Raw genomic sequence first — 25530 nt, forward strand, 5'->3', positions numbered from 1 at the left:
CCTTACAACGCAAGCTTCCTGGCCGGACGAGCTATGCGCCGGGCCACAATTGTCAATGCAAACATTGGTTAACCCCGGCCGCGCCGACGATATGTCACATAGGAGAAGTCGGCGCTGTCGTCCGGACCTGCCGGATTTCGCACGCGCGCGACCTCGTCCCACTCCTTTGCGTCGATTTTGTCGAACCGTGTATCGCCGTCCGGCCGGGCGTGAACCTCGGTGATCTCCAGCCGGTCGACCGTGCCCATCCATTGCGCATAGATCTCCGCGCCACCGATGACGGCAATTTCAGTGGCGAAACGCCGCAGCGCGTCACCAAGCGCAATTGCGCGAGCAGTTTCGAACGATGTGGTGACGATCGCGCCACGCGCGCGATAGTTCGCATCGCGCGTCACCACGATGTTGGTGCGACCCGGCAGCGGCCTGCGCAGGGATTCGAACGTCTTGCGTCCCATCACGACGGGCCGGTTGATGGTGATGGCCTTGAAGCGCTGCTGATCGGTCTTCAGCCGCCACGGAATTGCGTTGGCATTTCCGATCACGCCGTTCTCGGCGACCGCGACGACGAGCACGATCTCCATCAGCGCGCTCCTTCCGCGAGCGCCGACAGCGCCGGACCGGAGACGCGGCAAATCGTCCATTCGTCCATCAGCTCGGCGCCGAGCGACTTGTAAAATGCGATCGACGGCGCGTTCCAGTCGAGCACCGCCCATTGCAGCCGCGCCCAGCCATTGGCGAGGCATTGCTTCGCCAGATGCACCAGCAGCGCCTTGCCGATCCCCTTGCCGCGCAGTGCCGGACGCACGAAGAGATCCTCGAGATAGATGCCGTGGCGACCGGCGAAGGTCGAGAAGTTGACGAACCAGACCGCGAAGCCGGCCGGCTCGCCGTTCCATTCCGCGATGTCGCAGGTAAGCCGCGGGTTGGGGCCGAACAGCGCCTCGGCGATATCGGCCTCGCTGGCGTGGACCTCGTGCAAAAGCTTTTCGTAGTCGGCGAGCTCGCGGACCAGCGAGAACACCAGTCCGGCCTCATCGGGCCGCGCACGGCGGATGGTCAGCGACATCTAATCCCTCAGACCGCGACTTCAGCCTTGATGTGCGGATGCGGGTCGTAACCCTCGAGTTTGAAGTCCTCGTAGCGGAACGCGAAGATATCCTTCACGTCGGGATTGATCGCCATCGTCGGCAACGGCCGCGTCGGCCGCGTCAATTGCAGATGCGCCTGCTCGATATGGTTCGAGTAGAGATGTGCGTCGCCGAGCGAGTGCACGAAATCGCCGGGCCTGAGGCCGGTGACCTGCGCGACCATCATGGTCAGCAGCGCGTAGGAGGCGATGTTGAAGGGTACGCCGAGGAAGACGTCGGCCGAGCGCTGATAGAGCTGGCAGGACAATTTGCCGTTCGCGACATAGAACTGGAACAGACAGTGGCACGGCGGCAGCGCCATCTTGTCGACCTCGGCTGGATTCCAGGCGCTGACGATCAGCCGCCGCGAGTCCGGATTGCGCTTGATCATCTCGATCACGTTCGTGATCTGGTCGATGCTGCGGCCATCGGGCGCGGGCCACGAGCGCCATTGCGAGCCGTAGACCGGACCGAGATCGCCGTTGGCATCGGCCCATTCGTCCCAGATCGTGACGCCGTTGTCGTTGAGATATTTGATGTTGGTGTCGCCGGCGAGGAACCAGAGCAGTTCGTGCACGATCGCCTTCAGCGGCAACCGCTTGGTGGTCAGCATCGGAAAGCCGGCCGAGAGGTTGAAGCGCATCTGGTGGCCGAAGATCGACAGCGTGCCGGTGCCGGTACGGTCGTGCTTCTCGGCGCCGTCGGCGAGGATGCGTTCGAGCAGGTCGTGATACTGGTTCATGGCGCTGGTTTCGGACCCTTCGGGGAAGCGGCGAACTTAACGGCCGAGGCTGCCAACCGACATGCCGATTCGGCGGATTACACCGATTATACCCTGAAAAGTGAGCACCCTTGAGCCAAACGACAAGGGGCGGAACCTGTGTTCCGCCCCTGCCCTATCCGATTGATCGCGTTGGCTTAACTTGCCGGCTTGAGCACCGGGGTCCACTTCGCGATCTCGTTCTTGACGAGGGTCGCCAGCGCCTCCGGCGTGCGGTTGGCGGGCGCCGGGATCACGCTGCCGAGCTCGAGCAGCCGCTTGCGCACGTTCTCGTCGTTGAGCGCCTTGATGGCCGCTGCATTCAGCGTGGCGATGATCGCGGGCGAAGTTCCCTTCGGCGCGAAGATCGCGTTCCAGGCTTGGGCCTGGAACGCCGGCAGGCCGGCCTCCGCCGTGGTCGGGACATTGGGGAGCGACGGATTGCGCTCGGGGGTGGCGATCGCATAGGCCTTGATGGTGCCGGCGTTGATCTGCGGCACCGCGTTGACGATCTGGTCGCACATGTAATCGACCTGGCCGGCGACCAGCGCGTTCATCGCAGGGCCGGTGCCGTTGAAGGGCACGCCGACCGGCTTGACGTCGAGGATCGAGTTCAACAGCTCGCAGGAGGCATGCGAGACCGAACCGATGCCGGCATGCGCGGCGTTGACCTTCTCGGCATTGGCCTTCACGTAGGCGACGAATTCCTTCAGATCCTTCGGCGGGAAATCCTTGCGGGCAAGGATCAGGATCGGCGTGCCCGCGAGCAGCGCGACGGGTTCGAAATCCTTTTCTGGATGATAGGCGAGTTTCGGATAGAGCGGCACGGAAGCCGCGTGCGTGCCCATATGTCCGGTGACCAGCGTGTAGCCGTCATTGGCGGCGCGCGCGGCACGCGTCGTCGCCGTGGTTCCGCCGGCACCGACCACGTTCTCGATGACGATGCTCTGTCCGAGCGTCTGCGCCATGTGCGCGGTGACGATGCGCGAGATGACATCGGTCGGACCGCCGGCTGCGAACGGCACGATCATGGTGATGGTGCGCGTCGGATAGGTTTGCGCGGAGGCCGGCACGGCGAATGCGCCCAGCGCCGCAAATGCCGAAAGGCATGCGCCCGCAAGCGAGCGAATGGACATCATCTCAATTCCTCCCGGGAACGTTTTGACCAAATAAAAATGCCGGCCAAATCGGCCGGCATTTTCATTCCATGAGACGACATCGAGTGTCGATTCGACTTCCGCCTGCGGCGCGCCGACGCAGGGCTGGCGCTCCTTGTTTGAGCATGATCTATCCGGAAAACCGCTTCACACTTTTCCGGATCATGCTTTAGCCCTCGGACTCCACGAACACTTCGTCGCGCTTGGCACGCAAGGTCGGCAGCACGGCAAGCACCAGGAGCCCCGCCGCGATCGCCAGCAGCACCGCCGACAGCGGCCGCGACAGGAACACGCTCCAGTCGCCGCGCGAGATCAGGAGTGCACGCCGCAGGTTTTCTTCCATCAGCGGGCCGAGCACCATGCCGAGCAGCAGCGGTGCCGGCTCGAAATCGTGCTTGATCAGCCAGTAGCCGACCAGACCGAACGCGCCTGCGAGCACGACGTCGACCGGCGCGTTGTTCACCGAGTAGATGCCGATCGCGCAGAACACCACGATCGAGGGGAACATCAGCCGGTACGGTACGCGGAGCAGACGGACCCAGATGCCGACCAGCGGCAGGTTGATGATGATCAGCATCAGATTGCCGATCCACATCGAGGCGATCATGCCCCAGACCAGGTCGGGCTGCTTCACCATCACCTGCGGACCCGGCACGATGCCATGAATGGTCATCGCGCCGACCATCAGCGCCATCACCGCATTCGGCGGGATGCCGAGCGTGAGCAGCGGGATGAACGAGGTCTGCGCCGCAGCGTTGTTGGCGCTCTCCGGCGCTGCCACGCCCTCGATCGCACCGCGACCGAACCGCGATGGATCCTTTGCAATCTTCTTTTCCAGCGTATAGGCCGCGAACGAGGCAATCACCGCGCCGCCGCCCGGCAGGATGCCAAGGATCGAGCCCAAGATGGTGCCGCGGACGATCGCCGGCGCGGAATCCACCAGGTCCTTCCTGGTCGGCATCAGGCCGGTGATCTTCTGCTGGACCAGGTCGCGGCTCACCTCGGCACCGGCGTCGAGGTTGCGGATGATCTCCGCAAAGCCGAACACGCCCATCGCCACCGTCGCGAAGCCGAGGCCGTCGGCAAGCTCGGGGATATTGAAGGCCATGCGCGAGGCGCCGGTCTCGATGTCGGAGCCGACCATCGACAGCAACAGGCCGAACACGATCATCGCGATCGCCTTCAGCACCGAGCCCTTGGCAAGCACCACCGCGAAGATCAGGCCGAGCACCATCAGGGAGAAGTATTCGGCCGGGCCGAACGCCAGCGCGAGCTTGGTCAGCGGCGCGCCGAGCACGGCGATCAGCACGGTTGCGACGCAACCGGCGAAGAACGAACCGATCGCAGCGATCGCGAGCGCCGGGCCGGCGCGGCCCTGTCGTGCCATCTGGTGGCCGTCGAGCGCGGTGACCACAGAGGTCGCTTCACCGGGAATGTTGACCAGGATCGAGGTGGTCGAGCCGCCATACTGGGCGCCGTAATAGATGCCGGCGAGCATGATCAGCGCGCCGACCGGCGGCAGGCCGAAGGTGATCGGCAGCAGCATCGCGACGGTGGCGATGGTGCCGATGCCCGGCAGCACGCCGACCAGCGTGCCGACCAGCGCACCGATCAGGCACATCAGAAGGTTGATCGGCGAGAACGCGACCGCGAAGCCGTGGGCGAGATTGGCAAACAGTTCCATCACGCCCTCACTGGATCAGGAAACGCGGGAACATCGGCATCGGAAGTCCCAGCACGTAGGGGAAAAGCAGCGCGCAACCGATCGTCAGGCAGCCGCCGACGATGATGGCTTCGATCCATTTCGTCTCATGCGAGCCCATCGCCGCGATCAGGAAGGCGGCAAAGGCGGAGACCACGAGCCCGAGCGGACGGATCGCCACCGCGAAGAACACGATTGCCGCCGACACGAACAGCGGCCCGCGCCAGGAATAGGCCGCGATATGCGGACCATCCCGCAGAACTCCCACCAGCGCCACAGCACCGCCGAGCAACAGCAGCAGCACGGCGAACATGCGCGGCGCGGTTCCGGCGCCGAACGAGAATCCGTGCATGCCCTGCAGATCGCTGGAGGCCCACAAGGCAAACACCGCAACCGCCATCATGGCGATCCCGCCGACAAAGTCCTGCGGACCGCGCACCCATTCCGGCAAGATCGATTTGACCGGCGCCTCGCTTGGCGTATCGCTCATGACTTCGCTTCCCCCGTCAGGGCTGTCCCGCCCGTTGTGATTGAATGGCTTGGCTTGTGGTGCGTTGACCGAAAGCCTTGCTAGCGATTTTCGTCAGACAACGCCAGCAAAACCCAAGAGAGCTCCGGCAAGCAACATCCATAAGGGATTGGTCCGTGTCGCAAAGGCAAGCGCGGCTGCGACAATGGTGATCAGGACCGCGATCCAACTTTGGTCTGATGTCTGCGCCACGATCAGGCCGGAGGCGGCCATCAAGCCGATCGACAGCGGAACCAATGCGGCCTGAATGATCGCCGGCCAGCGCGCGTCGCGCGAGCGATCGAGGAAACGGCTCACATAATAGGCGAGCAGCGCGGTCGGTCCGCACATCGCCAGCGTCGCGGCCAATGCCCCGCCGACGCCTGCGACAGAATAGCCTATCAGCGTCACGATCAGCACGTTCGGTCCCGGCGAGAGCTGCGAGATCGCGAACACGTCGGCGAACTGCTTGTCGGTCAGCCAGTGATGCACGTCGACAGCGGCGCGGTGCATTTCGGGGATCGCCGAATTGGCCCCGCCGACCGCAAACAGCGACATCAGGCCGAAGGTCCAGACCAGCGCTGCGATCGGGCTGGACTCCGAATTCATGCCTTCACCATGCGGCGCGCCAGGACCGTCGTTGCAATGCTGAGCGGGATCGCCACCAGCAGCACGATCTGGAGCGGCCATCGGATCAGACCGATCGCGACGAAAACCGCGGACAGAATGGCGAGGCCTGTGACATCGCGCCGCTTCAACAGCGGCATCATCATCTTGAGGACGACGGCGAACAGCAGCCCGACCGCGGCACAGGCCACGCCGGCGAGTGTCCGGCGCAGGATGTCGATATCGCCGTAGCGGGCATAGAGTGCGGCAAGGACGGTCGCGATCACCATCGGCGGTCCGACCAGCCCGGCGAAGGCCGCAAGCCCGCCGGCGATGCCGCGAAAGCGCGAGCCGAATACAACCGACAGGTTGACGATGTTCGGACCTGGCAGGAAATGGCACAGCGCGAAGGTCTCGTTGAACTCCTCCGCCGTCATCCAGCGGTGCTGCTCGACGATCGACCGCCGGGCCCAGACCAGGACCCCGCCAAAGCCGGCCAGCGACATCTTGGCAAAGGCCAGGAACAGCTCGAGCAGGCCGGGCTGGAGGGGCGGAGACGGTACGGAGGCATCCGGCGCCGGGGCGGCAGCCGGCGGGGATTCCGGGGGCATGGGCAAAATCTAGAACGGCGCCAGGACAGTGCCAAGACACAGCGCCAAGACGCCGCCAACCCAAATCGGCGGGTTTTCACACCTGAACAAGCCTGAATCGGCTCTATTTTTCTCCGTCCGTGCCGCCTATATTGGGGGTGCCGGTTCGCCGGCTATGGAAATAAATGACCGTCGCAATAAACCATTCGGACCCGGGGGCGGTACCCGGCGCCTCCACCAAAACCCATCCCGAGCCCCTTGCTTCGGTGGCTTTTGGCGGGGGCGAAATAGGATCGACGAGGGCGTAAAGGGCGTGTTTTTTCTCGGTATGGTTCCGCCGTTATCGGGCTAATGCAATAGTTGCCAACGACAACTTTGCTCCGGTTGCTCAGGCTGCGTAACGCAGTTTGAAAGACCATCTTAAAGTCCTAACGGGTTAAGCTCCGTTAGGCGGGGTTCGGAGGCACCTGGCAACAGAAGCCTCCACTTTATTTTCCGATCGGGCGTCCGCCCGCATTTTCCGCTGCCAGCCCTGCTGATTTCCACGTCCCGGCGGAGTAGCATGGCCAAAAGGGCGAGTCGGACGGGTCCGGCGGTGCCTTGCCGGCATTTTCGAAGCGACAGGAATACGATGGCGACCGATCACATCCGATATGACGTGCTGGCGCGCGACGCGCTGCGCGGGGTGCTGCGCCGGGTCTTGTCCGACGCCGCCGAACATGGCCTGCCGGGTGAGCACCATTTCTACATCACCTTCCTCTCGCACGGCGACGGCGTGAAGCTGTCGCCGCGGCTGCTCGCGCAGTATCCGGAGGAGATGACCATCATCCTGCAGCACCAGTTCTGGGATCTGGTGGTGACCGAGGACCGGTTCGAGGTCGGCCTGTCGTTCGGCGGGATTCCCGAGCGGCTGAACGTGCCGTTCGCCGCGGTGACCCGCTTCCTCGATCCGTCCGCACCGTTCGATCTGCGGTTCGACGTCTCGGAGGCATTGTCCGAGGAGGCCCCGCCCGCGACGGCAGCGGCCTCTCCCCTTCCCGCACCGGCCGCCCGGGCGGCAGTCGAGCCCGAGACGGCCGAGACCGAGCAGGAGCCTGCGAAGCCCAGCGAAGGCGCCGAGGTCGTGCGGCTGGACCGCTTCCGCAAGAAATAATCTAAACACCGATCGATCCTCGAGCTTGTAGGATGCATCCGAGGGCCGGGATGACAGATCGTCATCCCGGACTATCTTCTGCATGAACGTGCTTCCGCGCGGACGCTGTCGCGTTGCCGCGACGAAAAGCTGGCGCACCGCCGGATCACGTTCTGATGACGCAACGGAGAGCATCCATGGCTCAATCGACGACACCATCCAACGCCGCCACCCGTAGCGAGACCGACAGCTTCGGTCCGATCGACGTCGCCGCCGATCGCTACTGGGGCGCGCAGACCGAGCGCTCGCGGCAGAATTTCAAGATCGGCCACGACCGGATGCCGATCGCGATCATTCACGCACTCGCCATCGTCAAGCTCGCCGCAGCTGAAACCAATCGCGAACTCGGCCAGCTCGATGCACGCCGCGCTGACGCCATCATCAGCGCCGCCAGGGAAGTGATCGAGGGCAAGCTCGACGATCATTTTCCGCTGGTCGTCTGGCAGACCGGCTCGGGCACGCAAACCAACATGAACGTGAACGAGGTGATCGCAAACCGCGCCAACCAGATGCTCGGCGGCGAGCTCGGCGCCAAGCAGCCGATCCATCCGAATGATCACGTCAACATGAGCCAGTCGTCGAACGACTCGTTTCCGACTGCGATGCATATCGCTGCGGCGGACCGCATCATCGCCGACCTGATCCCTGCCCTTACCGAGCTGCATCGGGCGCTGCACCAGAAGCAGGAAGCGTTTGCCAAGATCGTGAAGATCGGACGCACGCATACCCAGGACGCGACACCGCTGACGCTCGGCCAGGAATTCTCCGGCTACGCCGCGCAGGTCGAGAGCGGCATCGCGCGGCTGCACTCGGCGGTGAAGGAGTTGTTCCCGCTGGCGCAAGGGGGCACTGCTGTTGGCACCGGCCTCAACTCGAAGCCGGAATTCGCCAACGCCTTCGCCAGGCATGTCGCCGAGATTACCAAGCTGCCGTTCACCAGTGCGGCCAACAAGTTCGAGGCGCTGGCTTCCAACGACGCCTATGTGCTGGTGCACGGCGCGATCAATTCGGTGGCGACCGGCCTGTTCAAGATCGCCAACGATATCCGTTTCCTCGGCTCGGGCCCGCGCTCGGGCCTCGGCGAGCTGGTGCTGCCCGAGAACGAGCCGGGCTCGTCGATCATGCCGGGCAAGGTCAATCCGACCCAGTGCGAGGCCATGACCATGGTCTGCTGCCAGGTGTTCGGCAATCAGACCACGATCACCGTCGCCGGCAGCCAAGGCCATTTCGAGCTCAACGTGTACAAGCCCGTGTTGGCATATTGTATGATAAATTCCATTCAGTTGCTGTCTGACGTTGTCCGCTCATTTACTGAGCATTGCGTTGTCGGAATACGCGCCGACGAAAAGCGCATCAACGAGCTGATGCAGCGCTCGCTGATGCTGGTGACGGCGCTCGCGCCGAAGATCGGTTACGACAACGCAGCCAAGGTTGCGAAGTCGGCGCACGCACGCGGAACGACGTTGAAGGAAGAGGCTTTGCGGCTCGGATTCGTAACTGCCGACGAATTTGATCGCCTCGTGCAGCCGGACAAAATGACACACCCCGGCTGAAGCGAAGCGCGCAATGTCCGGATAATTACGGTCAGCGCGCGTGATATAATTATGGATCATAACGCCTAAAGGCTAAGGCTGTTTGCCTATCAGCTCTGCGCTGGCGCATGGTACAGACGTCTAGTTTTCGCAGAGCGAGACGGATTCTTTGATGCTATCACAAGCATCAAATGGGGATTCGGGATGGATATCGAGCCGGGCGCTTTGCGCGATCGCTCTTGCTTTCGTCACGATGCATCACCAATTCCGCTCTGGGGACGATGAGGACGACGAGCATGGGCGACGTGGTCAACCTGAAACGATTCAAGAAGCGCGGTGAGCGCGAACAAGCAGCAAAGCAGGCCGAAGCCAATCGTGCGCTATTCGGTCGCACCAAGTCCGAACGAGCGCGTGACGAATTTCTCGGCGAGCGCAGTACGCGCGTGCTCGATCAGCACCGCATCGAAAGTGGTGACGCATCATGAAGTCTCCCGTCGTCAAGCGGTCGATCGTCGTCGCCGGTCACAAGACCAGCGTCAGCCTCGAAGAAGCCTTCTGGAACGGCATGAAGGAGATTTCCGGTCTGCGGAACATGACGCTGTCGGAGTTGGTCGGCGAGATCGACAACAACCGTCAGCAGGGCAATCTGTCCTCCGCGATCCGGCTTTTCGTGCTCGACTACTTCCGTTCGCGCGCCACCCCGGCCGTGCCGACGGATGTCAGGCCGCAACAGGTCGACACGCGCCAGCAGGCCTGATGGCCTTGCCGACCGTCGCTTCAGCAGACGGTCGTTCCCCCGCGTGGACTTCAGCATGAAGGTCAATCGCATCGTCGCGAACGTTGCCGCATCAGATGTCGCGGCAGCGCAGTCGTTCTATCGCAATATCCTCGGCCTCGAGCCGCTGATGGATTTCGGTTGGGTTGCGACTTACGGTTCATCCGAAACGATGCAGGTTCAAATCAGCTTCGCCTCCGAAGGCGGCTCCGGCACGCCGGTGCCCGATCTCTCGATCGAGGTCGACGATCTCGACGAAGCGCTGCACCGGATGCAGGGCGCCGGCATCGCGATCGAATACGGACCGGCGGACGAGCCATGGGGCGTGCGGCGCTTTTTCGTCCGCGATCCGTTCGGCCGGCTGATCAATATTCTCCAGCACCGATCGTAAGCTCTGGATTCCTGTTCCGACGGGTTTTCGCCACGCGAACCGGTCCCCACTTCGCTTGGACGCGCTTTCTAGTTCTGCATTGCCGGCCGCGGCGGCGGATTGGCGACCTGCGGCGTCAGCGACAGCGGCGGCCGCAGCGGCCTCGACCTGGCCGCGCCGGGCACTGGCTTGACCTCGATCGGCGGCGGCAGCGGTGCCAGCTGCGGCTGGCTCGCAACCGGCGCAGGCGGCGCAATGGCGACCGGCGGGACGATCGGCGGCCGCGGCGCAACGATCTTCGGCTTCGCCGGCACGCGGCGCAGATCAGGGCCGGGCACCGGCAAGTTGGCAGAAGGCACTCCCGCCGAATTTGGATTGGACGCATCCGGCGCCGGTGCGGCGGGCGGCGGAAGGGCCGCCGGGGTCGGAGGCGGCACCGGTTCGCCCCGCTCGATCGCGTCGAGCCGCTTGGTCTCCCGGTCGATCGCGCGCACCGCCAGCCACGACGACAACGCTGCAATGTCGATGCTGTGCGACAATCCGTCGGGTGTGCCCACCGCAAGCAGCTGGATTTCCGGGCGGCTGGTGGCGGTGCCGATCTGCGTCGATGTCAGCGCGGTGCGGATGTCGGCCTGGTCGGCCGGAATGTCGTAGCCGCCGGACACGATGATGTTGGCACCGCTCGCCGCGAGCGTGGTGGTGCCGATCCGGATCCGGCCGTCGCGGATGTTGAAGGGAATTTGCGCGGAAGCGACCGACAGCCCGCCGGCTGCGAGCGCCGGTTCGACGATCTGCCTCAGCCGCGCGTCGTCGGTCGCCTGCCCGGAATCGCTGGCGCGGATCGCAACGTCGAACGCGCGCGGATCGAGGCCCGGAAGGTTCAGCCCCTCCAGCGTCACGGCGCCGCTGCCGGACAGCGCACCGATCAGCGCCGCGGCGCTGCGGCCCTGCGTCAACAACGTCATCTGCATCGAAGTGCGTGCCTTGGGCATCGCGAGACTGCGGTAGCGCAAGGCCGAACCGTCGACGCCCGAAAGCTGCACATTTGCATTCAAGGCGAGTCCATTGACGCCCTGCCGCGCATCGATGGAGGCGATCGCCTCGCCGCCACCGATCTTGCCCTTGACGCCGTCGAAGGTCAGCGACTGCCCATCCGACCTGATGGTGCCGCTGAACGGCTGCAGCTCGGCGCCGCCCGGCAGCAGACCGTGCAGCGCTTCGAACGTGACCTTGCCGCGCCAGGCGCTTGTCAGTCCCTGGCCGAGCGGCTCCGTCGCATCGTGACCGGCCGCGCCGATCGCTGCCGCGAAAATCGGTGCCAGCGTGATCTGATCGAGGCCGACTTCGCCGTCGATGCTCTTCTGATCGGCGAGCGTCAGCGCCAGCCGGCCGCGCAGCCGCGAACCGGCGACAATGCTGTCGAGATCGTCGAAGGTCAGCCTGTCACCCGCAAGCGTGACCCGCGACGACAGGCGGATGTTTGCCGCCGGATCGGATGATTTCAGATTGAGCAGCGGACTGATGTCGGCGCTGCGGACACGGAGGCTGACGTTCGATTTGCTCTCCCCGGCCCCATCCTTCGACCACGGCTCCGCGGTCCCTTCCGCATCCGCGTCGAGCCCGGCGCCCCAAAGCCTCGCCTTCAGCCGCAACGGCGCGTGCCACGCGCCGCTCGCGGTGCCCTCGAACTGCGTCACCCCCGCACCGGCTGCCACCGCGCGGTCAAGCCCCAGCAGCGCCAGCAGCGCATTGCCCTCGCTGGCGGAGAATTTCGCTTCGGCCGTCACGTCGCTGTTGCGAAGTGCGTCGAAATCCAGCGCGCGGATCGCAGCCAGCGACGGCGTCGCCGAGATCACCGTATTGCCCTTGAGTTGCGGCGTGTCGAGATCGACCGTCGCGCGCGCGCTGACGCGATCGGCGGCCTTGCCCTTGCCGAGGTCGAGCGCGAGCCTGGCACGGACCGGACCGGCATCCGCGCGCAGCACGCCGAGCCGCGCGGCAAGCGCCGGCGCGAACGGCTGAACCATAGCCGTCAGCCGGCCAAGCGACGCGGCGGTCGCATCGACGGCGAGCTTGCCGGTCGAATTGGCGCGATCGAAATTGCCGCTGCCATCCAGCGTGACGTTGTCGGGCTGGCCGATCCTCACGCGCTCGAGCACGATGCTCTTCGGGCTGTAGGCGACCTTCGCGAGCAGCGGCCGCAATTCCTGCCCCGAAGAGATCGCGCGCCCGATATCGAGCGAAAGCTGCGCCTCGTCCGGCCATTCGGCTTGCGGGCCGGCCAGCGAGCGGATGAAGGCTGTGGTCGCATCGAGATCGAGCCGCTCCGCCTTCAACTGCGCCTCGACCTTGGAGCCGCTGGTCGCCTCGCGATGCGCGACCGCGACGCGGCCCTCGACCGCGCCGCCCTCGATCTCCGCCTTCATCGCGTCGATCGAAAAGCCTGATGGCGACACCGTGACGTCGCCGCGCAACCGCAGCGGCTTCTGGCTGCGGTAAGCGATGTCGCTCCGCCCCTGCAGCCAGCTCATCAGCGTATCGGGGTCGGACGATTCGATATTGAGCGCGGTCTTGAAGCTGTTCGAGGTCCCGGCCTGCGCGCTGGCACCGCTCATCGAGACCCGCGTCGATCCTGGTGCGCGAAACTCCAGCCGGCGCACGGTCCATGATTTCGCATCCGATTGCAGCTCCGCCGAGATGTCCTGCAACGGGCGGCCGCCGAGCATGATCTGCTCGGACGTGAGCTCCACCTGCGCCGGGATCGGGCTTTGCGGTAGGCCCGACAGCACCGCGCGCATCGCCGGCAGCACGCGCACCGGCTCGACATTGCCGTTGTTGCCATCCTTGGCGCTATCTTTAGCGGCGAACTTGTCGCCATCGAGCTGTCGTGCCGAAAGCGAGGCGCGCAGCAGCGGCGACGCGCCGAACTTGAGATCGCCATTTCCTGCGAGCTTCAGCGCGCGGTCCTCGCCGCCATAGCTCACCTCGACCTGGTCGAGACGCGCCGCCGAATAGTCCGATTTGATCTTGGCCGCGATCCGCCAGGGCGGCATATCGCTGCCGCCGCGCTGGCCAGGTGTGCCCGCCAGCGTCACGGCGCCCTCGAACCTCGGCGCGCGGGCCTCGAAGGTCAGGACACCGTCGAGATCGGCCGACAAAGGCCGCTGCCCGGGATCGATGTTGAAGTGCAGGCGGGTGCCACTGCCGTCAGCGCTTTGCCCGGAGGAGATCCGAAACGGGTAGCGGTTGCCGTCGAACATGAAATTGCCGTCGCCGCGGATCGCGCCGGCAAGCGAGCGAACATCGCCGCTGAAGGCGATGTCGTTCAGCTCGAGCGTGCTGCGGCTTGCGGCGTCATGCAGTGTGATGCGGCCGGTCAGATTGAGACGGTCGATCGCCAGCGAAGCCAGGTTGAAGCTCCCGCTCGACGGCGACCAGTCGATCCGCCCCTTCGGATCGAGCCCGAGATCGAGGGACATGCCGTTGATGGTGAGTTCGTTGGCGCGCCACTCGCCGCGCATCAGCGAGCTCAGGCTGAGCTCGACCTCGAGATTGGTGGCCCGGACCTTGCCGCGGTCGTTGGCGCCGCCGACGGTGACATTTTTCAACCGCAGCGAGGGCGAAGGCAGCAGACGCGCGTCGAGATTGCCGGCGACACGAACCGGCATGCCGATGATCTTGGACGCCTCCGTCTCGAACTGCGGCCTGAACTGGTTCCAGTCAACGAAATACGGACCGACCAGCGCGGCCACCAGCGCAAGAATGAAGGCGATTGCCAGGCCGAGCAGCGTCGTCTGCACGGTGTCTCCCTTTGAGCCCGCTCCGCGGAGCTGAACCTTCGGCCGGAGCAACCCAAATATAGAGACAAGTATGGCGAAGTCACAGCGGCTTTACCGCTGCGATGTCAGGCGGATGACGGTTTTCCGCTCAAGCGTGCGTGCACGCCGGCCGTCACGGCAGGATTACCGCCCTGCCGCGCATCCCGGATGTCACCACATCCCGGATGTCACCAGCTCGCAGGCAGCCGCTTCAGCCCGCGCAGCACGAAGGTCGGCCGCCACTCCGGGTTTTCCGCGTCATCGAGCCGCAGATCGGGGATCCGGCGCAGCAGCGTCGAGATCGCGATCTCGGCCTCGATCCGCGCCAACTGGGCACCGAGGCAGAAATGGATGCCGCCGCCGAACGACAGCGGCTTCACGTTCGGCCGCTGGATGTCGAGCTTCTCGGGATGGTCGGGATAGACCGCCTCGTCGTGGTTGGCCGAGCCCAGCAGGCACAGCACGCTCTCCCCCTTCGGGATGCGCTTGCCGCCGAGATCCTCGATGTCTTCCAGCGCGACGCGGCCGGTCAGCTGCACCGAGGAATCGTAGCGCAGGAACTCCTCGATCGCATTGGTGATCAGCCCCGGATTGGCCTTCAGCAGCGCGAGCTGGTCCGGGTTGCGGTACAGCGCGAGCAGGCCGTTGCCGATCAGGTTCACGGTCGTCTCATGGCCGGCGCCGAACAGCAGGATGATGTTGGCGGTCAGTTCCTCGTTGGTCAGCTTCTGGCCGTTCTCCTCGGCCTGCACCAATTGTGTGGTGAGGTCGTCGCCGGGCTGCTTGCGGCGCAGCTCGAACAGCTGGTGGAAATACATCGCGGCCATCGCGTTGCCGGCGTTGCCCTGCTTGATCTCCTCCGCCGTCAGCGGCACCGGCTCGAGCAGGCGGCCGCCGTCGCGCGAGCCGTTGTAGAAGGCATCGCGATGCTCCTCGGGGATGCCGAGCATGTCGCAGATGATCGTCACCGGCAGGCGGAATGCGAAATCCTCGATCAGGTCCATCTTTCCTTGCGGAATGATGCGGTCGAGCGTTTCGTCGACGACGTGCTGAATCCGCGGGCGCATGTCCTCGACCCGGCGCGCGGTGAACGCCTTGACGACGAGGCCGCGCAGGCGGGTGTGGTCGGGCGGGTCCTGCTGCAGCATCCAGTGGCTCATGCTGCGGATGACCGGCTCCTCCATGATCTTGGGACCGTAGCGGCGGATCGAGCGCTCGACATAGTCCTTGCCGAACCGCTTGTCGCGCAGCACGAGGCTCGCCTCGGCGTGCCGGCTGGCGACGAAGGCGCCATGCACATTGACATGCATCGGATCGAGGCGGCGTAGCCGCTCATAATACGGATAGGGATTGCGAATGAATTCGGGCGCCAGTGGATTGAAAAGCGGCTCGCCGCTGGCCGGCTGAACTTGCTCGTTCATGGTGACCTCGTTCGTGCGCTACGCCGGTGCCTGCACTCTGGCGCGCCTTGGTGTCATCCTCAAGACCGCACCAACACGGGTGCGGCCATTCTGGTTATAGCAACTCTTGTCTTGATCAAATGCAACTCGATACACTCTTGTATCGAGTTGCATTGTGCCCTAAACTGCAGCGATGTCAAGGGTTCGAACCAGACCGACACGGGACGACACCTGCGAGAAGCTGTTCGAGGCGGCGGCGCGGGTGTTCGAGGAACAGGGAATCGGCGGCGCCAGCATCGAGGCGATCGCGGCTGCGGCGGGTTTCACCCGCGGCGCCTTCTACTCGAACTTCAAGAGCAAGGACGAGCTGATCTTCGCGATGCTCGAGGATCACGTCGAGCAATCGATCCGGCGCAATCTCGATTTGCTCACCAAGCACACGGACCTGGCCGACTTCCTGGAGGCATTGCGCACCGTGGACCGCAGCCGGCAGGATCCGCTCGGCCGCTCGCCTCTCCTGCATATGGAGATGATCCTGTTCGTGGCGCGCGCAGAGAAGCGCAGGCCCGAACTCGCCAAACGCCTGCGCGCGCGGCGCAAGCTGATCGCCGACATCGTCGAGACCGCGCAGAAGAATAGCGGAAGGAACGCCAGACTCAATCCGGACTGGACCGGCGCGATCGTGCTGGCGCTGGAAGATGGTTTCCGCCTGCACCGTCTGATCGATCCGGAGACCACCCCCGCCGACAGTTGCCTGCGCGCGATCACCGACCTGCAGCGGGCAATCGGCGTTTCATCCGCCTGATGTGTCAGGCCGCGCTGGCGGCCTTGTGCATCTGGCCGGCGACGGCACGGACCTTGCGCGGCGAAGCCTGCCAGATCGCGAATGCCGACAGCAGGCTGACGGCGATGCCGAGCAGGAACGCGCTGGTATAGCTGCCCGAGAGATCGTAGAGCTGGCCCGTGATCCAGGGACCGGCGGCTCCGCCCGCGAGTGCGGCCAGCATCACGGTGCCGAAAATGCTGCCGTATTGCTTGCCCTGGAAGATCTCGAGCACCACCGGTCCCATCACGGATGTCAGGCCATAGCCGAGCGCGCCCTGGGTGAAGACCATGAGATAGATCAGTGCCATGCTCGGCCAGTATTTCAAGGCGGCGAGCGCGGCAAAGCAGATCACGAAGCCCAAGCACGAGATCGCCCACACCCATTCCCGGCCGATGCGATCGGAGAGATGCCCGAGCCAGATCTGGCCGGGAATGCCGAGCAGGCTGACGACGCCAAGCGCCCAGACGCCGACGTTGGAGCTGAAGCCGATATCGAGCAGGAATTTGGTCTGGTGCACCTGCACCGCATACCAGATGTACAAGCCGCAGAAATAGCCGGTCGCGATCCACCAGAACCGCGCGGTGCGCAGCGCACGCGACAGCGTCCAGTCGGTGCCGGCCCATACCGGATCGACAATGTTCGATGCCGGCTTCGCCGACGTCGTCGTCGGCGCCGCATCGCCATCCGGCTGCAGGCCGATGTCCTCCGGCCGCTTGTGCAGCAACAGGTTGATCGGCGCGAGCACGACCAGCACCACGATTCCCATCGCGGTGCAGGCGGTGCGCCAGCCGGTGTGCTCGATCATGTGCTGCACCCATGGCAGCAATGTCACCGAACCGATGCCGACGCCGGCGAAGGCAAGCCCGATTGCCAGCCCGCGGCGGCGGATGAACCAGTTCGGCACGAACAGCGATTGGCCGGAATAGCCGAGGCAGAAGCTGCCGGAACCAACCAGCACGCCGATGGTGAGATAGAGATGCCAGGGCTGCGTGGTCAGCGGCGCCAGCAGCAGGCCGGAGCCCATCAAGAGCACACCAAGCTCCATCACCGCGCGCGGACCGCTGCGATCCATCAGCCGGCCGATCAGCGGGCTCGCGATCGCGGAAGCGACAAAGCCGAACGAGAATGCGCCCGCGGTAACGCCGCGCTCCCAGCCGAATTCAGAGATGATCGGTGGATAGAACAGCGAGAATGCCGTCCGTGCGTTGACGCCGATCGCCATGGTGACGAAGGTCACCGCGACGATGACCCAGCCGTAGAAGAAGGGAAGTCGCATGGGGGTCTTCGTTGCCAGGGTTGGAGGACGAATACCTGTTTCAGGCCGCGCCCGCTGACGGTCAAGTCCCATCGACCGGCGAGGTGGCTTCAAGGGCGGGTATTCCACCGGCCCGCGTCAATTCGCTCAATCAACAGCCCAAATTGTGTGAAGCAATTCATAGACAATCAGGCCTGGCGCGGCAGACTTGCGCGCGATGTCAACCACCCCGGCCGTGTCAGTGACCTTCTGTTCTGCGGGACTTCCGAGTACGCTCCATCGGACGACTGGCAGCACCGGATACGATGATGGCGATCGCTCTAGCGGTAACGCCGCGCTCCCGGCTAATCTCGCCCGTGATCGCCGGGAAGAAAGGAGAACACCGCTCCCGCGTTGACGCAGATCAATGGAGACGAGTTTCGCCGCCGCGATGATCCAGCCATGAAGCCAAGGGACGCATTTGCGTTGCATGTTCAAGGCGCGAATGCCTGCCTGGTCCGCACCGTATCCACCCATCGGGCGGATCACGATTGCGCGCCCACGGACGCCCCCCTCAAAGGTTGCAAACATCATACTGTACCAGCGCACTTGGCTGGCACACCCTGCCGGATCAAGCCTTCCTTTATGATCTTGATGAAGATATTCTTTTTGCGTTGGTGTCCCGTACTTTGTGCCAGATTTTAGTCGCGTATCAGTAAATTTTGCAGAAGTATCAATAGTATGATGACCCCATCGATCCCGGAAGTTCGCCGACGTCTTGCGGCAATCCTTGCGGCAGACGTAGTCGGGTATACGCGCCTGATGGAGGCGCACGAGGAAAACACCCATACCCGGCTGATGCGATTGCGCTCGGAAGTCCTCGACCCGGGTGTTTCGGCGCAAAACGGTAGGATCATCAAGAATACCGGCGACGGCTTCCTTGCAACCTTCGATACCGCGCGCGACGCGACGCGGTGTGCCCTCTCGCTGCAGGAAGCTCTGGCCGTGAATACAGCCGGGATGCCCGCTGACGAGCGCATCAGCTTTCGCATCGGGCTGAATGCCGCGGATATCATCGTTGAAAAAGATGACGTCTATGGCGAGGGCGTGAACATCGCGGCGCGCCTTCAGAGCTATGCACAAGCGGGCGGCGTCGTGGTTTCGGGCGCCGTTGCGGAGCAGATCGGCCAGGACCTGGACGTCAGCGTGATTGATCTTGGCGATCTGCATCTTCGCAATATGGGTCGGCCTGTCCGCGTGTATGCGCTCCACCGACCCATGCAGCCCGCGAAGCTGGTTGGCGAAGCCCCGATGGGCTCGGAACCTCGCCCCTCGATTGCTGTTCTGCCGTTCCGCATGAACCTGGCCACCCCGGAAGAGGGGTATTTCGCCGATGGTGTTGTCGACGACATCATTCGCGGCCTTGCCGGGCTCAAGGAGCTTTTCGTCGTATCACGCGGGTCCAGCCTTGGCTTTAGCGGCCGCAATATTGACGTCCGCGAGATCGGGCGCCGGCTCGGGGTTCGCTATGTCCTCTATGGAGGGATTCAGAGGACGATGACCTCGGTCCGTATCGTGACCGAGCTCAGCGACGCCGAGTCGGGCGAAGTCATTCGTTCGGACTTGCACGAAGGCGACCTTCGCGAACTCTTTGAGCTTCAGGATCGGATCGCCATCAATGTTGTAAGACAAATCGCGCCGCAGGTTCGCGAGCGTGAGCTGATGCGATCGATGCGCAAACATCCGCAGAACCTGACCGCCTACGATCTCGTGTTGCAGGCGCTCGATTTGTTGTACCGGATGGACTACGATTCCTTTTCCAAGGCGCGGGGCCTGCTCGAGCAAGCCATTTCATACGACCCTAATTTTGCGTTGGCCTATTCCTACGTCGCGCTGTGGTATGTGTTCCGGATCGGGGAAATGGGATCGCCGGATCCCGAGGGTGATGTCGTCGCCGGTGCGCGATATGCCAAGGAGGCTATCGAACGAGGCGGTGACGACGCATTCGCGTTGGCGGTGTATGGTCACGTCCAGTCATTTTTGCTGCATGACTTTCAAAGCGCAAGGATCGCCCTCGACCGCGCAATTGCCGCCGGCCCGAGTTCAGCCATGGCCTGGACCATGGCGAGCGCAACATCCGGCTTTCTTGGTGATGGCCCTGCCGCCCTGCGCCAAGGTGAGCAGGGCGTCCGGCTCTCGCCGCTCGACGCGCGCTCGTTCTGGCACGAGGGCTTGTTCGCCCAAGCTCACTACGTGAACGGCGACTATGAGCAGGCATTGGAGTGGGTACGTGGCGCACTGAATCGCAACGGACTTATTCGCTTCAATCATCGCCTGCTCATCGTCACGCTCGGCGCCTTGGGCCGTCGTGAAGAAGCAGCGGAGGCGGCACGCCGCTACCTGGAAATTCAACCCGGATTCCGTATTTCGTCCTACGCGCCACGCTGCCCGTTTCGTGGCGAGGCGTTGGAGACCTGGCTCGGCCACCTGCGATCGGCGGGGCTTCCTGATTGACTGGTATTGCTGACGACAACTGCCGAACAAGGGAGAGACGTCAATGACAGGCAACACGGGTAACACGGGCAATACCGGAAATACCGGAAACACCGGCAATACGGGAAACACCGGCAACGTCGGAGGGGGTGGCTGGTTTATTTCGGACCGCGTCGACTTGCCGTTCGTCACGCGGCTCGACCCCTCCGGCACAAACGAGCTTGGCAGCCTACGGCGGACGCCGCCGGCGCATTTCGGCAGCCGACAATGGTCTGCAAACTGGTATGCGTGGCGTGTCCTGCATCAGTTCATCGCCAACGCCCCCGGCTGGGCAGCGACCATCGATGCTGACGCCACCCTCACGCAGATTCGGAACGATCTGGTCGCCGACTATGCCGCCCAAATAGATAACCTTGTGCTCGCCGCGCGGGATGAGCGGCCGGATGCAATGGGCCTGATCCTCTCGCAGGACGTTGAATTTTTCACGGATTTCCTGGCGGTGCTGACCGCGAGGCCCGGCTCGCATACGCAAACCTGGCGCCTGTTGAATATCGCGAGTTTAATTGGGTCCTTTGCGGCATTGTATTTCAAGGACAGATACGATTTGCCCCGGCCGTCGCAGATTTGCCCCGCATTGCTGCCGCCGATCCAGGTCCCCGGTCACTCATCCTGGCCAAGCGGACATTCTACCCAGGCGCATTTCATGAAGAACTGCATGCTCAGGGTGTTCGCCGCGACGGCGATGTCCGCGGCCGACCAGGCCGTATGGAAATCCGACCTGTCGATCCTGGCGGATTCGATCGCCCGAAACCGCGAGATTGCCGGCGTGCACTATCCGAAGGATTCAGAAGGCGGCGCCAGAATCGCCGATCTGCTAGACACCGTCATTCTGACGCCAGCCATCGTGCCGATGTTTGACAGCGCCATCACGGCTGCCGCAGGCGAATGGCAATGAGCATACGGGACGGGCGGAGCCCCACATACGACATCGAAGGCCTGAAGAAGGTCATCAAGAATTCGACGACCAGCGTTCTTCCTCCCACCGGATTTCGCACCTTGGTCGCGTCGCAGGACGAGCTGAAGGCGCTCGGTTTTCCAAGACGGCCGGACCCGGTGCTGCAGCCGGCCGAGTATTCATTCTGGCAGAAGATGTTTAGTCCGACAGTGGCGTTCGAGGCCTTCGATTTCCAAGTGCTCTCCCCTGTCACCGCAGGCCTCCGCCGATCTTTCGACCAATCGCCGCGGCGGGAAAGCAGCCTCAACTGGTCCGGTGCCTACATCACGCCGAGGGATGGAACCGTATTCTCGTCGGTCTGGGGGAAGTTTCAGGTGCCGACACCCACCCGGCCGGCCAGCGGCCGGGCCAGCGAGACATATCACAGTTCGACGTGGATCGGCTTTGATGGACAACGTCGGTACTACAGATCGACGCTCCCGCAAATCGGCACCGCGCAGAACATCGACCCTGCCGCGGGCGCGGGCGGCCCGACGACCTCGTTCTTCGCGTGGTGGCAATGGTGGGTAAGGGGCGATCCGGCCCAAGCGCATCCCATCACGCTCGTGTCGCCGAAGATTCATGCCGGCGATCTGATCATGTGCCTCATGCAGGTAGCGCCGGATCGCACCGGGGTGTCGTTCGTGATCACGAACCTCACGACCAGCCGCTCCGTGCAGTTCTTTCAAACCGCGCCTCTGACACAGCTGGGGCAACCCTTCAAGATTCCCGGCGCAACGGCGGAATGGGTGATGGAGAGATCGGCTCTCCCGGGAAATCCAACCCCCCTGCAGCTCCCGGACTACGGCACGGTGGTCTTCCACGACTGCGGCGCGTCCGCAATCAACATGGATAGCGGAGCGATGGTGGAGCGCAATCTCTCCGGCGCGAAGCTCATCGACATGTACGTCGTCGTGAAGGACACTCCGGAAAGGACCGAGAAGCCTTCCATTGCGAAGCCAATCGATTCGACGGAGTTCCTCACCTACTTCCGCTAGCGAGCGTTCGCCCCTGCGGGACTCCGCGCCGAAGAAATTGGAGCGACGACCCTACGCCAACGCGTGGCTTTCATGGCCGAAGTAGGCGCGCTCGAGCCGGTGCGCGAGGTCGCTCTCGCCGGTCACAGCCTCCAGCGCGATCGTCCCCTGCACCAGCGCGTAGACCCGATCGGCGCACGCCAGCGCCTTCTCGAGCAGCTGCTCGACCAGCAGCACCGAGGTGCCCTGCTCGCGCAGCCGGCCGATGACGTTGAGGACGCGATCGACCAGCACCGGCGACAGTCCCGCGGAGGGCTCGTCGAGCATCAGCAGCCGCGGACGGCGGACCAGGCCCTGCGCCACCGTCAGCATCTGCTGCTGCCCGCCCGACAGCGCGCCGCCGCGCTCGTGCCGCTTCTCGGCGATCTCGGGAAAGAATGCCAGCGCCTCCTCGACGCGCACGGCGCGCTCGGCGCGCGGCAGGTCGTAGCCGGCGAGCAGCAGATTGTCGGTCACGGAGATCTGCGTGAACACGCGATGCCCCTCGATCACGTGCACGAGCCCGGCACGCGCGGCCTCGCGCGGCGTGGCGTTGGTCATGTCGCGCCCGGCGAACCGCACTTGCCCGGCATTGACGGGCAACAGACCCGACATCGCGCGCAGCAGCGTGGTCTTGCCGGCGCCGTTCGGACCGAGCAATGCGACGACCTCGCCGGCGGCGATCGTCAAGTCGAGGCCGTGCAGCACGCGGATCTTGCCGTAGCCGGACTCCAGCGCGCGCACGTCAAGCAGAGGTTCAGCCGCCGAGGTAAGCACTGACGACCTCCTTGTGGACGCGAATCTCCGCCGGCGTTCCTGCCGCCAGCGTGCGGCCGAGATTGAGCACGGTGACCTGATGGCAGATGTCGAAGATCAGGTCGGCATGATGCTCGACCAGCAGCACGCCGGTGCCGCGGCCGCAGACCGCCTTGATCAGGGTGGCGAGCCGCTCGATCTCGTCATTGGAGAGGCCCGCCGCGGGCTCGTCGAGCAGCAGGAAGTCGGGATCGAGCATCAGGGCGCGCGCGATCTCGATGAAGCGCAGCTCGCTGTGCTGCAGGCGGTCGGCGCGCACATCGGCGAGCGCCTCGAGGCCGACGACGCCGAGCAGCGCCCGCGCCTTGGCGGCGAGCAGGCGTTCGTCCGCGCCGTTGCGCGGCAATGCGAGCATCGCCTCGACGAAATTCGCCCTGCCCTCGATCGAACCGCCGATCATCACGTTCTCCAGCACCGAGGCTTCGCCGATCACGCGCGGCGTCTGGAAGGTGCGGGCGATGCCGCAAGCGGCACGCTTGACCGGCTGGCCCGCGGCCAGGACTTCATCGCCGACAGTCATGGTGCCGGCCTTCGCGGCGTAATACCCGGAGATCACGTTCAGCGTGGTGGTCTTGCCGCTGCCGTTCGGGCCGATCAGCCCGTGGATCTGGCCGGGCGCGACGTCGAGATCGAGGCCGTCGATCGCCTTCACATTTCCGAAACTTAGCGCGATGCCGCGCAGCTGCAGCGTCTTGCCGCCGTCGCGCCGGCGCACGATGGCGGCGAGCGCCGCCGGGCGAGGAACGATGGCGCGGTTGCTGGCGAGCGGACGGCGGTTGCGGAAATCGAGCAGCGCCGCGATGCCGCCGGGCATCACCAGCACGATCAGCAGCAGCAGCACCGCGTAGAGGAAGGTCGACCACGCCGCCAGCGGCGCCGCGATCTCCGGCAGGATGGTCAGGATGATGGTGCCGAGCATCGGCCCGAGGATCGAGCCGCGGCCACCAATCAGGATCGCGATGAAGAACAGCACCGAGAGATCGAAGGTGAATGCATCGGGCGTGATGTAGGTCTGCAGGGTCGCGAACAATCCGCCGGCGATCGCCGCCAGCGCGCCGGCGAACAGGAAGATCGCGATCAGCATGTTCGGCTTGGAGATGCCGCTGGCTTCGGCGGCGACCTCGGCGTCGCGCACCGCGATCAAGGCACGGCCGAAGCGGCTGCGCGCGACATTGGCGCTCATCCAGGTGGTGAACGCGGCAAATCCGATGCAGAGGCCGTAGAAGCCCCACGGCGTATTGAACGGCGCCGGGAATTCCGGACCAGCAATGCCGATGCCGCCGCCGGTCACGCTCTGCCAGGCCAGCGCGATCTGGGTCACGATGGTCGCAAAGCCCAAGGTCGACATCGCGAAATAGAAGGTGCGCAGGCGCAAGGCCGGCAGCCCGACGATCACGCCAAAGATTGCGCCGATCAGGCCCGCGACCGGCAAGGCTGCAAACACCGGAATGGCCGGCATCACATTGCCGGCGACCAGCACGCTGGTCGTGTAGGCGCCAAGCGTCAGCAGCGCGACATAGCCGATCGCGAGATGCCCCGCGAAGCCGACGACGAGATTGAGGCCCGACACCAGCACCCAGTAGATCGCGGCGCGGGTGCCGATCAGCACCCAATAATCATTGCTGACGAAGGGCAGCAGCACGGCCAGCACGAGGATGCCGAGGAACGGCGCGATGTGCGGCAGCGCCGCGCGCCATGCGGCGCTGTCGGTTCGGGGCGGCGCGGCTGCGACCGACGTCATCACACTCTCCGCGCGGTCGAGGCGCCGAACAGCCCTTGCGGCGCGGCGAGCAGCACCACGATGAACAGCGTGAACACTGCGACCGAGGAGAAGATGCCGCCGACCAAGAAGTTCGCCGCCTGCTGGAACAGGCCAAGCGCCAGCCCGCCGATGATCGCGCCTCTGTTATTGCCGAGCCCGCCGAGCGCCACCGGCACGAAGCCGTAGAAATTGAGCAGCGCGCCATTCGCGAAGAAGGCGAGCAGCAACTGCCCGCCGGAGAATCCGGCGATGCCGCCCACCACGCCGGCGAGCGCGTAGCTCGCGACGCGCAGATTGCGCTCCGGCAGGCCGAGCGCCCGCGCAGCGAAATTGTCCTCCGCGATGGCGAGGAACGCGCGGCCGACCAGCGTGCGGCGGTAGAGATATTCAAGGCCGATGATGGTGACGGCGCAGGCGGCGACCGGCAGCCAGAACTTCTCGTCCCAAACGCCCTCGCCGAATCCTGCGATGCGCGGGAACGGTTGCGGCTCGGTGCCCCATTTGATCGCCGTGACCTGCTGGATCATTAGCGCGACCGCCAGGGTCGACAGCACGTAGAGATGCTGGTCGAGGCTCTTGAGCACCGGCCGCACCGCGACGAATTCGGTGATGATCCCGATCACCGCGCAGCAGAGCAGGGTCAGGACGAAGCCGACAGCGATCGGCAGGCCGAGCTTCAGCGTGAACATCGAGCCGAACACGCCGCCCAGCATCGCGAGCTGGCCGGCGGTGAAGCTCATCACCCGCGAGGTCGAGAACATCGTGTTGTAGGTGACGCCGACCAGCGCGTAGATCGCGCCCGCCGCGAGACCGGATGCAAGGATCGAGGCCAGCATCGGCTGCGCCCTCGCC

At 64.5% G+C, this 25530-nt stretch carries 23 protein-coding genes and 1 other RNA gene; 10 read left to right on the forward strand and 14 right to left on the reverse strand.

Going from position 1 to position 25530, the window contains the following annotated elements:
- Positions 1-68: 68 nt before the first annotated feature.
- The 8 genes from HU230_RS21990 to HU230_RS22025 form a co-directional block, all read right to left on the reverse strand.
- Positions 69-581: a dihydrofolate reductase gene (locus tag HU230_RS21990; RefSeq protein ID WP_176529882.1), complete on the reverse strand. Its 513-nt coding sequence runs from the start codon at positions 579-581 to the stop codon at positions 69-71.
- Complete coding sequence (locus HU230_RS21995; protein WP_176529881.1) at positions 581-1066, reverse strand: GNAT family N-acetyltransferase; 486 nt, start codon at positions 1064-1066, stop codon at positions 581-583. Before HU230_RS21995 ends, HU230_RS21990 begins: the two co-directional genes overlap by 1 nt.
- Before the next feature lie 8 nt (positions 1067-1074).
- Positions 1075-1869, reverse strand: a complete 795-nt coding sequence (locus tag HU230_RS22000) for a thymidylate synthase (RefSeq protein WP_176529880.1) — start codon at positions 1867-1869, stop codon at positions 1075-1077.
- 176 nt (positions 1870-2045) lie between these two features.
- Positions 2046-3026, reverse strand: a complete 981-nt coding sequence (locus HU230_RS22005) for a tripartite tricarboxylate transporter substrate binding protein BugD (protein WP_176529879.1) — start codon at positions 3024-3026, stop codon at positions 2046-2048.
- Positions 3027-3213: 187 nt separating this feature from the next.
- Complete coding sequence (locus HU230_RS22010) at positions 3214-4728, reverse strand: tripartite tricarboxylate transporter permease (RefSeq protein WP_210284198.1); 1515 nt, start codon at positions 4726-4728, stop codon at positions 3214-3216.
- A gap of 7 nt (positions 4729-4735) precedes the next feature.
- Positions 4736-5236 (reverse strand): tripartite tricarboxylate transporter TctB family protein, encoded by a 501-nt coding sequence (locus HU230_RS22015; RefSeq protein WP_176529877.1) that lies wholly within the window; start codon positions 5234-5236, stop codon positions 4736-4738.
- Between the two features lie 93 nt (positions 5237-5329).
- Entirely contained in the window at positions 5330-5863 is a 534-nt protein-coding gene (locus HU230_RS22020) for a chromate transporter (protein WP_176529876.1), read from the reverse strand.
- Entirely contained in the window at positions 5860-6471 is a 612-nt protein-coding gene (locus HU230_RS22025; protein WP_176529875.1) for a chromate transporter, read from the reverse strand. Before HU230_RS22025 ends, HU230_RS22020 begins: the two co-directional genes overlap by 4 nt.
- A 100-nt stretch (positions 6472-6571) precedes the next feature.
- On the opposite strand from HU230_RS22025, the gene ssrA reads away from it, so the two are divergent.
- From ssrA to HU230_RS22055, 6 genes are all read left to right on the forward strand, one after another.
- Positions 6572-6938, forward strand: a transfer-messenger RNA (tmRNA) gene (gene ssrA / locus HU230_RS22030).
- Positions 6939-7081: 143 nt separating this feature from the next.
- Positions 7082-7603, forward strand: coding sequence for an SspB family protein (locus HU230_RS22035; protein ID WP_176529874.1), 522 nt, complete (start codon positions 7082-7084; stop codon positions 7601-7603).
- 176 nt (positions 7604-7779) lie between these two features.
- Entirely contained in the window at positions 7780-9195 is a 1416-nt protein-coding gene (gene fumC, locus HU230_RS22040) for a class II fumarate hydratase (RefSeq protein ID WP_224924531.1), read from the forward strand.
- 275 nt (positions 9196-9470) lie between these two features.
- Complete coding sequence (locus tag HU230_RS22045; RefSeq protein WP_173637960.1) at positions 9471-9659, forward strand: DUF4169 family protein; 189 nt, start codon at positions 9471-9473, stop codon at positions 9657-9659.
- Positions 9656-9931 carry a ribbon-helix-helix domain-containing protein gene (locus HU230_RS22050; RefSeq protein WP_024580116.1) on the forward strand — a complete coding sequence of 92 codons (276 nt, stop codon included), beginning with the start codon at positions 9656-9658 and terminating at the stop codon, positions 9929-9931. The genes HU230_RS22045 and HU230_RS22050 overlap by 4 nt, the downstream gene beginning before the upstream one ends.
- A gap of 55 nt (positions 9932-9986) precedes the next feature.
- Positions 9987-10340, forward strand: coding sequence for a VOC family protein (locus HU230_RS22055; RefSeq protein WP_176529872.1), 354 nt, complete (start codon positions 9987-9989; stop codon positions 10338-10340).
- Positions 10341-10408: 68 nt separating this feature from the next.
- Here HU230_RS22055 and HU230_RS22060 read toward each other — a convergent pair whose 3' ends face one another.
- Together HU230_RS22060 and HU230_RS22065 are read right to left on the reverse strand one after the other, a co-directional pair.
- Complete coding sequence (locus HU230_RS22060) at positions 10409-14119, reverse strand: AsmA family protein (RefSeq protein WP_176529871.1); 3711 nt, start codon at positions 14117-14119, stop codon at positions 10409-10411.
- 206 nt (positions 14120-14325) lie between these two features.
- Positions 14326-15558: a cytochrome P450 gene (locus tag HU230_RS22065; RefSeq protein WP_176529870.1), complete on the reverse strand. Its 1233-nt coding sequence runs from the start codon at positions 15556-15558 to the stop codon at positions 14326-14328.
- A 172-nt stretch (positions 15559-15730) separates the two neighbouring features.
- Here HU230_RS22065 and HU230_RS22070 point away from each other — a divergent pair, with 172 nt between their 5' ends.
- Positions 15731-16342 carry a TetR/AcrR family transcriptional regulator gene (locus HU230_RS22070; RefSeq protein WP_176529869.1) on the forward strand — a complete coding sequence of 204 codons (612 nt, stop codon included), beginning with the start codon at positions 15731-15733 and terminating at the stop codon, positions 16340-16342.
- 4 nt (positions 16343-16346) lie between these two features.
- Here the strand turns inward: HU230_RS22070 and HU230_RS22075 are convergent, their stop codons facing one another.
- On the reverse strand, positions 16347-17639 hold the full coding sequence (locus HU230_RS22075; RefSeq protein ID WP_176529868.1) for an MFS transporter: 1293 nt from the start codon (positions 17637-17639) through the stop codon (positions 16347-16349).
- Between the two features lie 702 nt (positions 17640-18341).
- Here HU230_RS22075 and HU230_RS22080 point away from each other — a divergent pair.
- From HU230_RS22080 to HU230_RS22090, 3 genes are read left to right on the forward strand one after another with little or no spacing between them, the layout of a single operon-like run.
- Positions 18342-20111, forward strand: a complete 1770-nt coding sequence (locus HU230_RS22080) for an adenylate/guanylate cyclase domain-containing protein (protein WP_176529867.1) — start codon at positions 18342-18344, stop codon at positions 20109-20111.
- Between the two features lie 43 nt (positions 20112-20154).
- Complete coding sequence (locus HU230_RS22085; protein WP_176529866.1) at positions 20155-21045, forward strand: phosphatase PAP2 family protein; 891 nt, start codon at positions 20155-20157, stop codon at positions 21043-21045.
- Entirely contained in the window at positions 21042-22082 is a 1041-nt protein-coding gene (locus tag HU230_RS22090) for an A4/G1 family peptidase (RefSeq protein ID WP_176529865.1), read from the forward strand. The genes HU230_RS22085 and HU230_RS22090 overlap by 4 nt, the downstream gene beginning before the upstream one ends.
- A gap of 51 nt (positions 22083-22133) precedes the next feature.
- Here the strand turns inward: HU230_RS22090 and HU230_RS22095 are convergent, their stop codons facing one another.
- From HU230_RS22095 to HU230_RS22105, 3 genes are read right to left on the reverse strand one after another with little or no spacing between them, the layout of a single operon-like run.
- Complete coding sequence (locus HU230_RS22095; protein ID WP_176529864.1) at positions 22134-22877, reverse strand: ABC transporter ATP-binding protein; 744 nt, start codon at positions 22875-22877, stop codon at positions 22134-22136.
- On the reverse strand, positions 22858-24657 hold the full coding sequence (locus HU230_RS22100) for a branched-chain amino acid ABC transporter ATP-binding protein/permease (protein WP_176529863.1): 1800 nt from the start codon (positions 24655-24657) through the stop codon (positions 22858-22860). Before HU230_RS22100 ends, HU230_RS22095 begins: the two co-directional genes overlap by 20 nt.
- On the reverse strand, positions 24657-25514 hold the full coding sequence (locus HU230_RS22105) for a branched-chain amino acid ABC transporter permease (protein ID WP_166304948.1): 858 nt from the start codon (positions 25512-25514) through the stop codon (positions 24657-24659). Before HU230_RS22105 ends, HU230_RS22100 begins: the two co-directional genes overlap by 1 nt.
- Between the last annotated feature and the right edge of the window lie 16 nt (positions 25515-25530).

It is taken from the genome of Bradyrhizobium quebecense (genome assembly GCF_013373795.3).
Taxonomy (GTDB): Bacteria; Pseudomonadota; Alphaproteobacteria; order Rhizobiales; family Xanthobacteraceae; genus Bradyrhizobium; species Bradyrhizobium quebecense.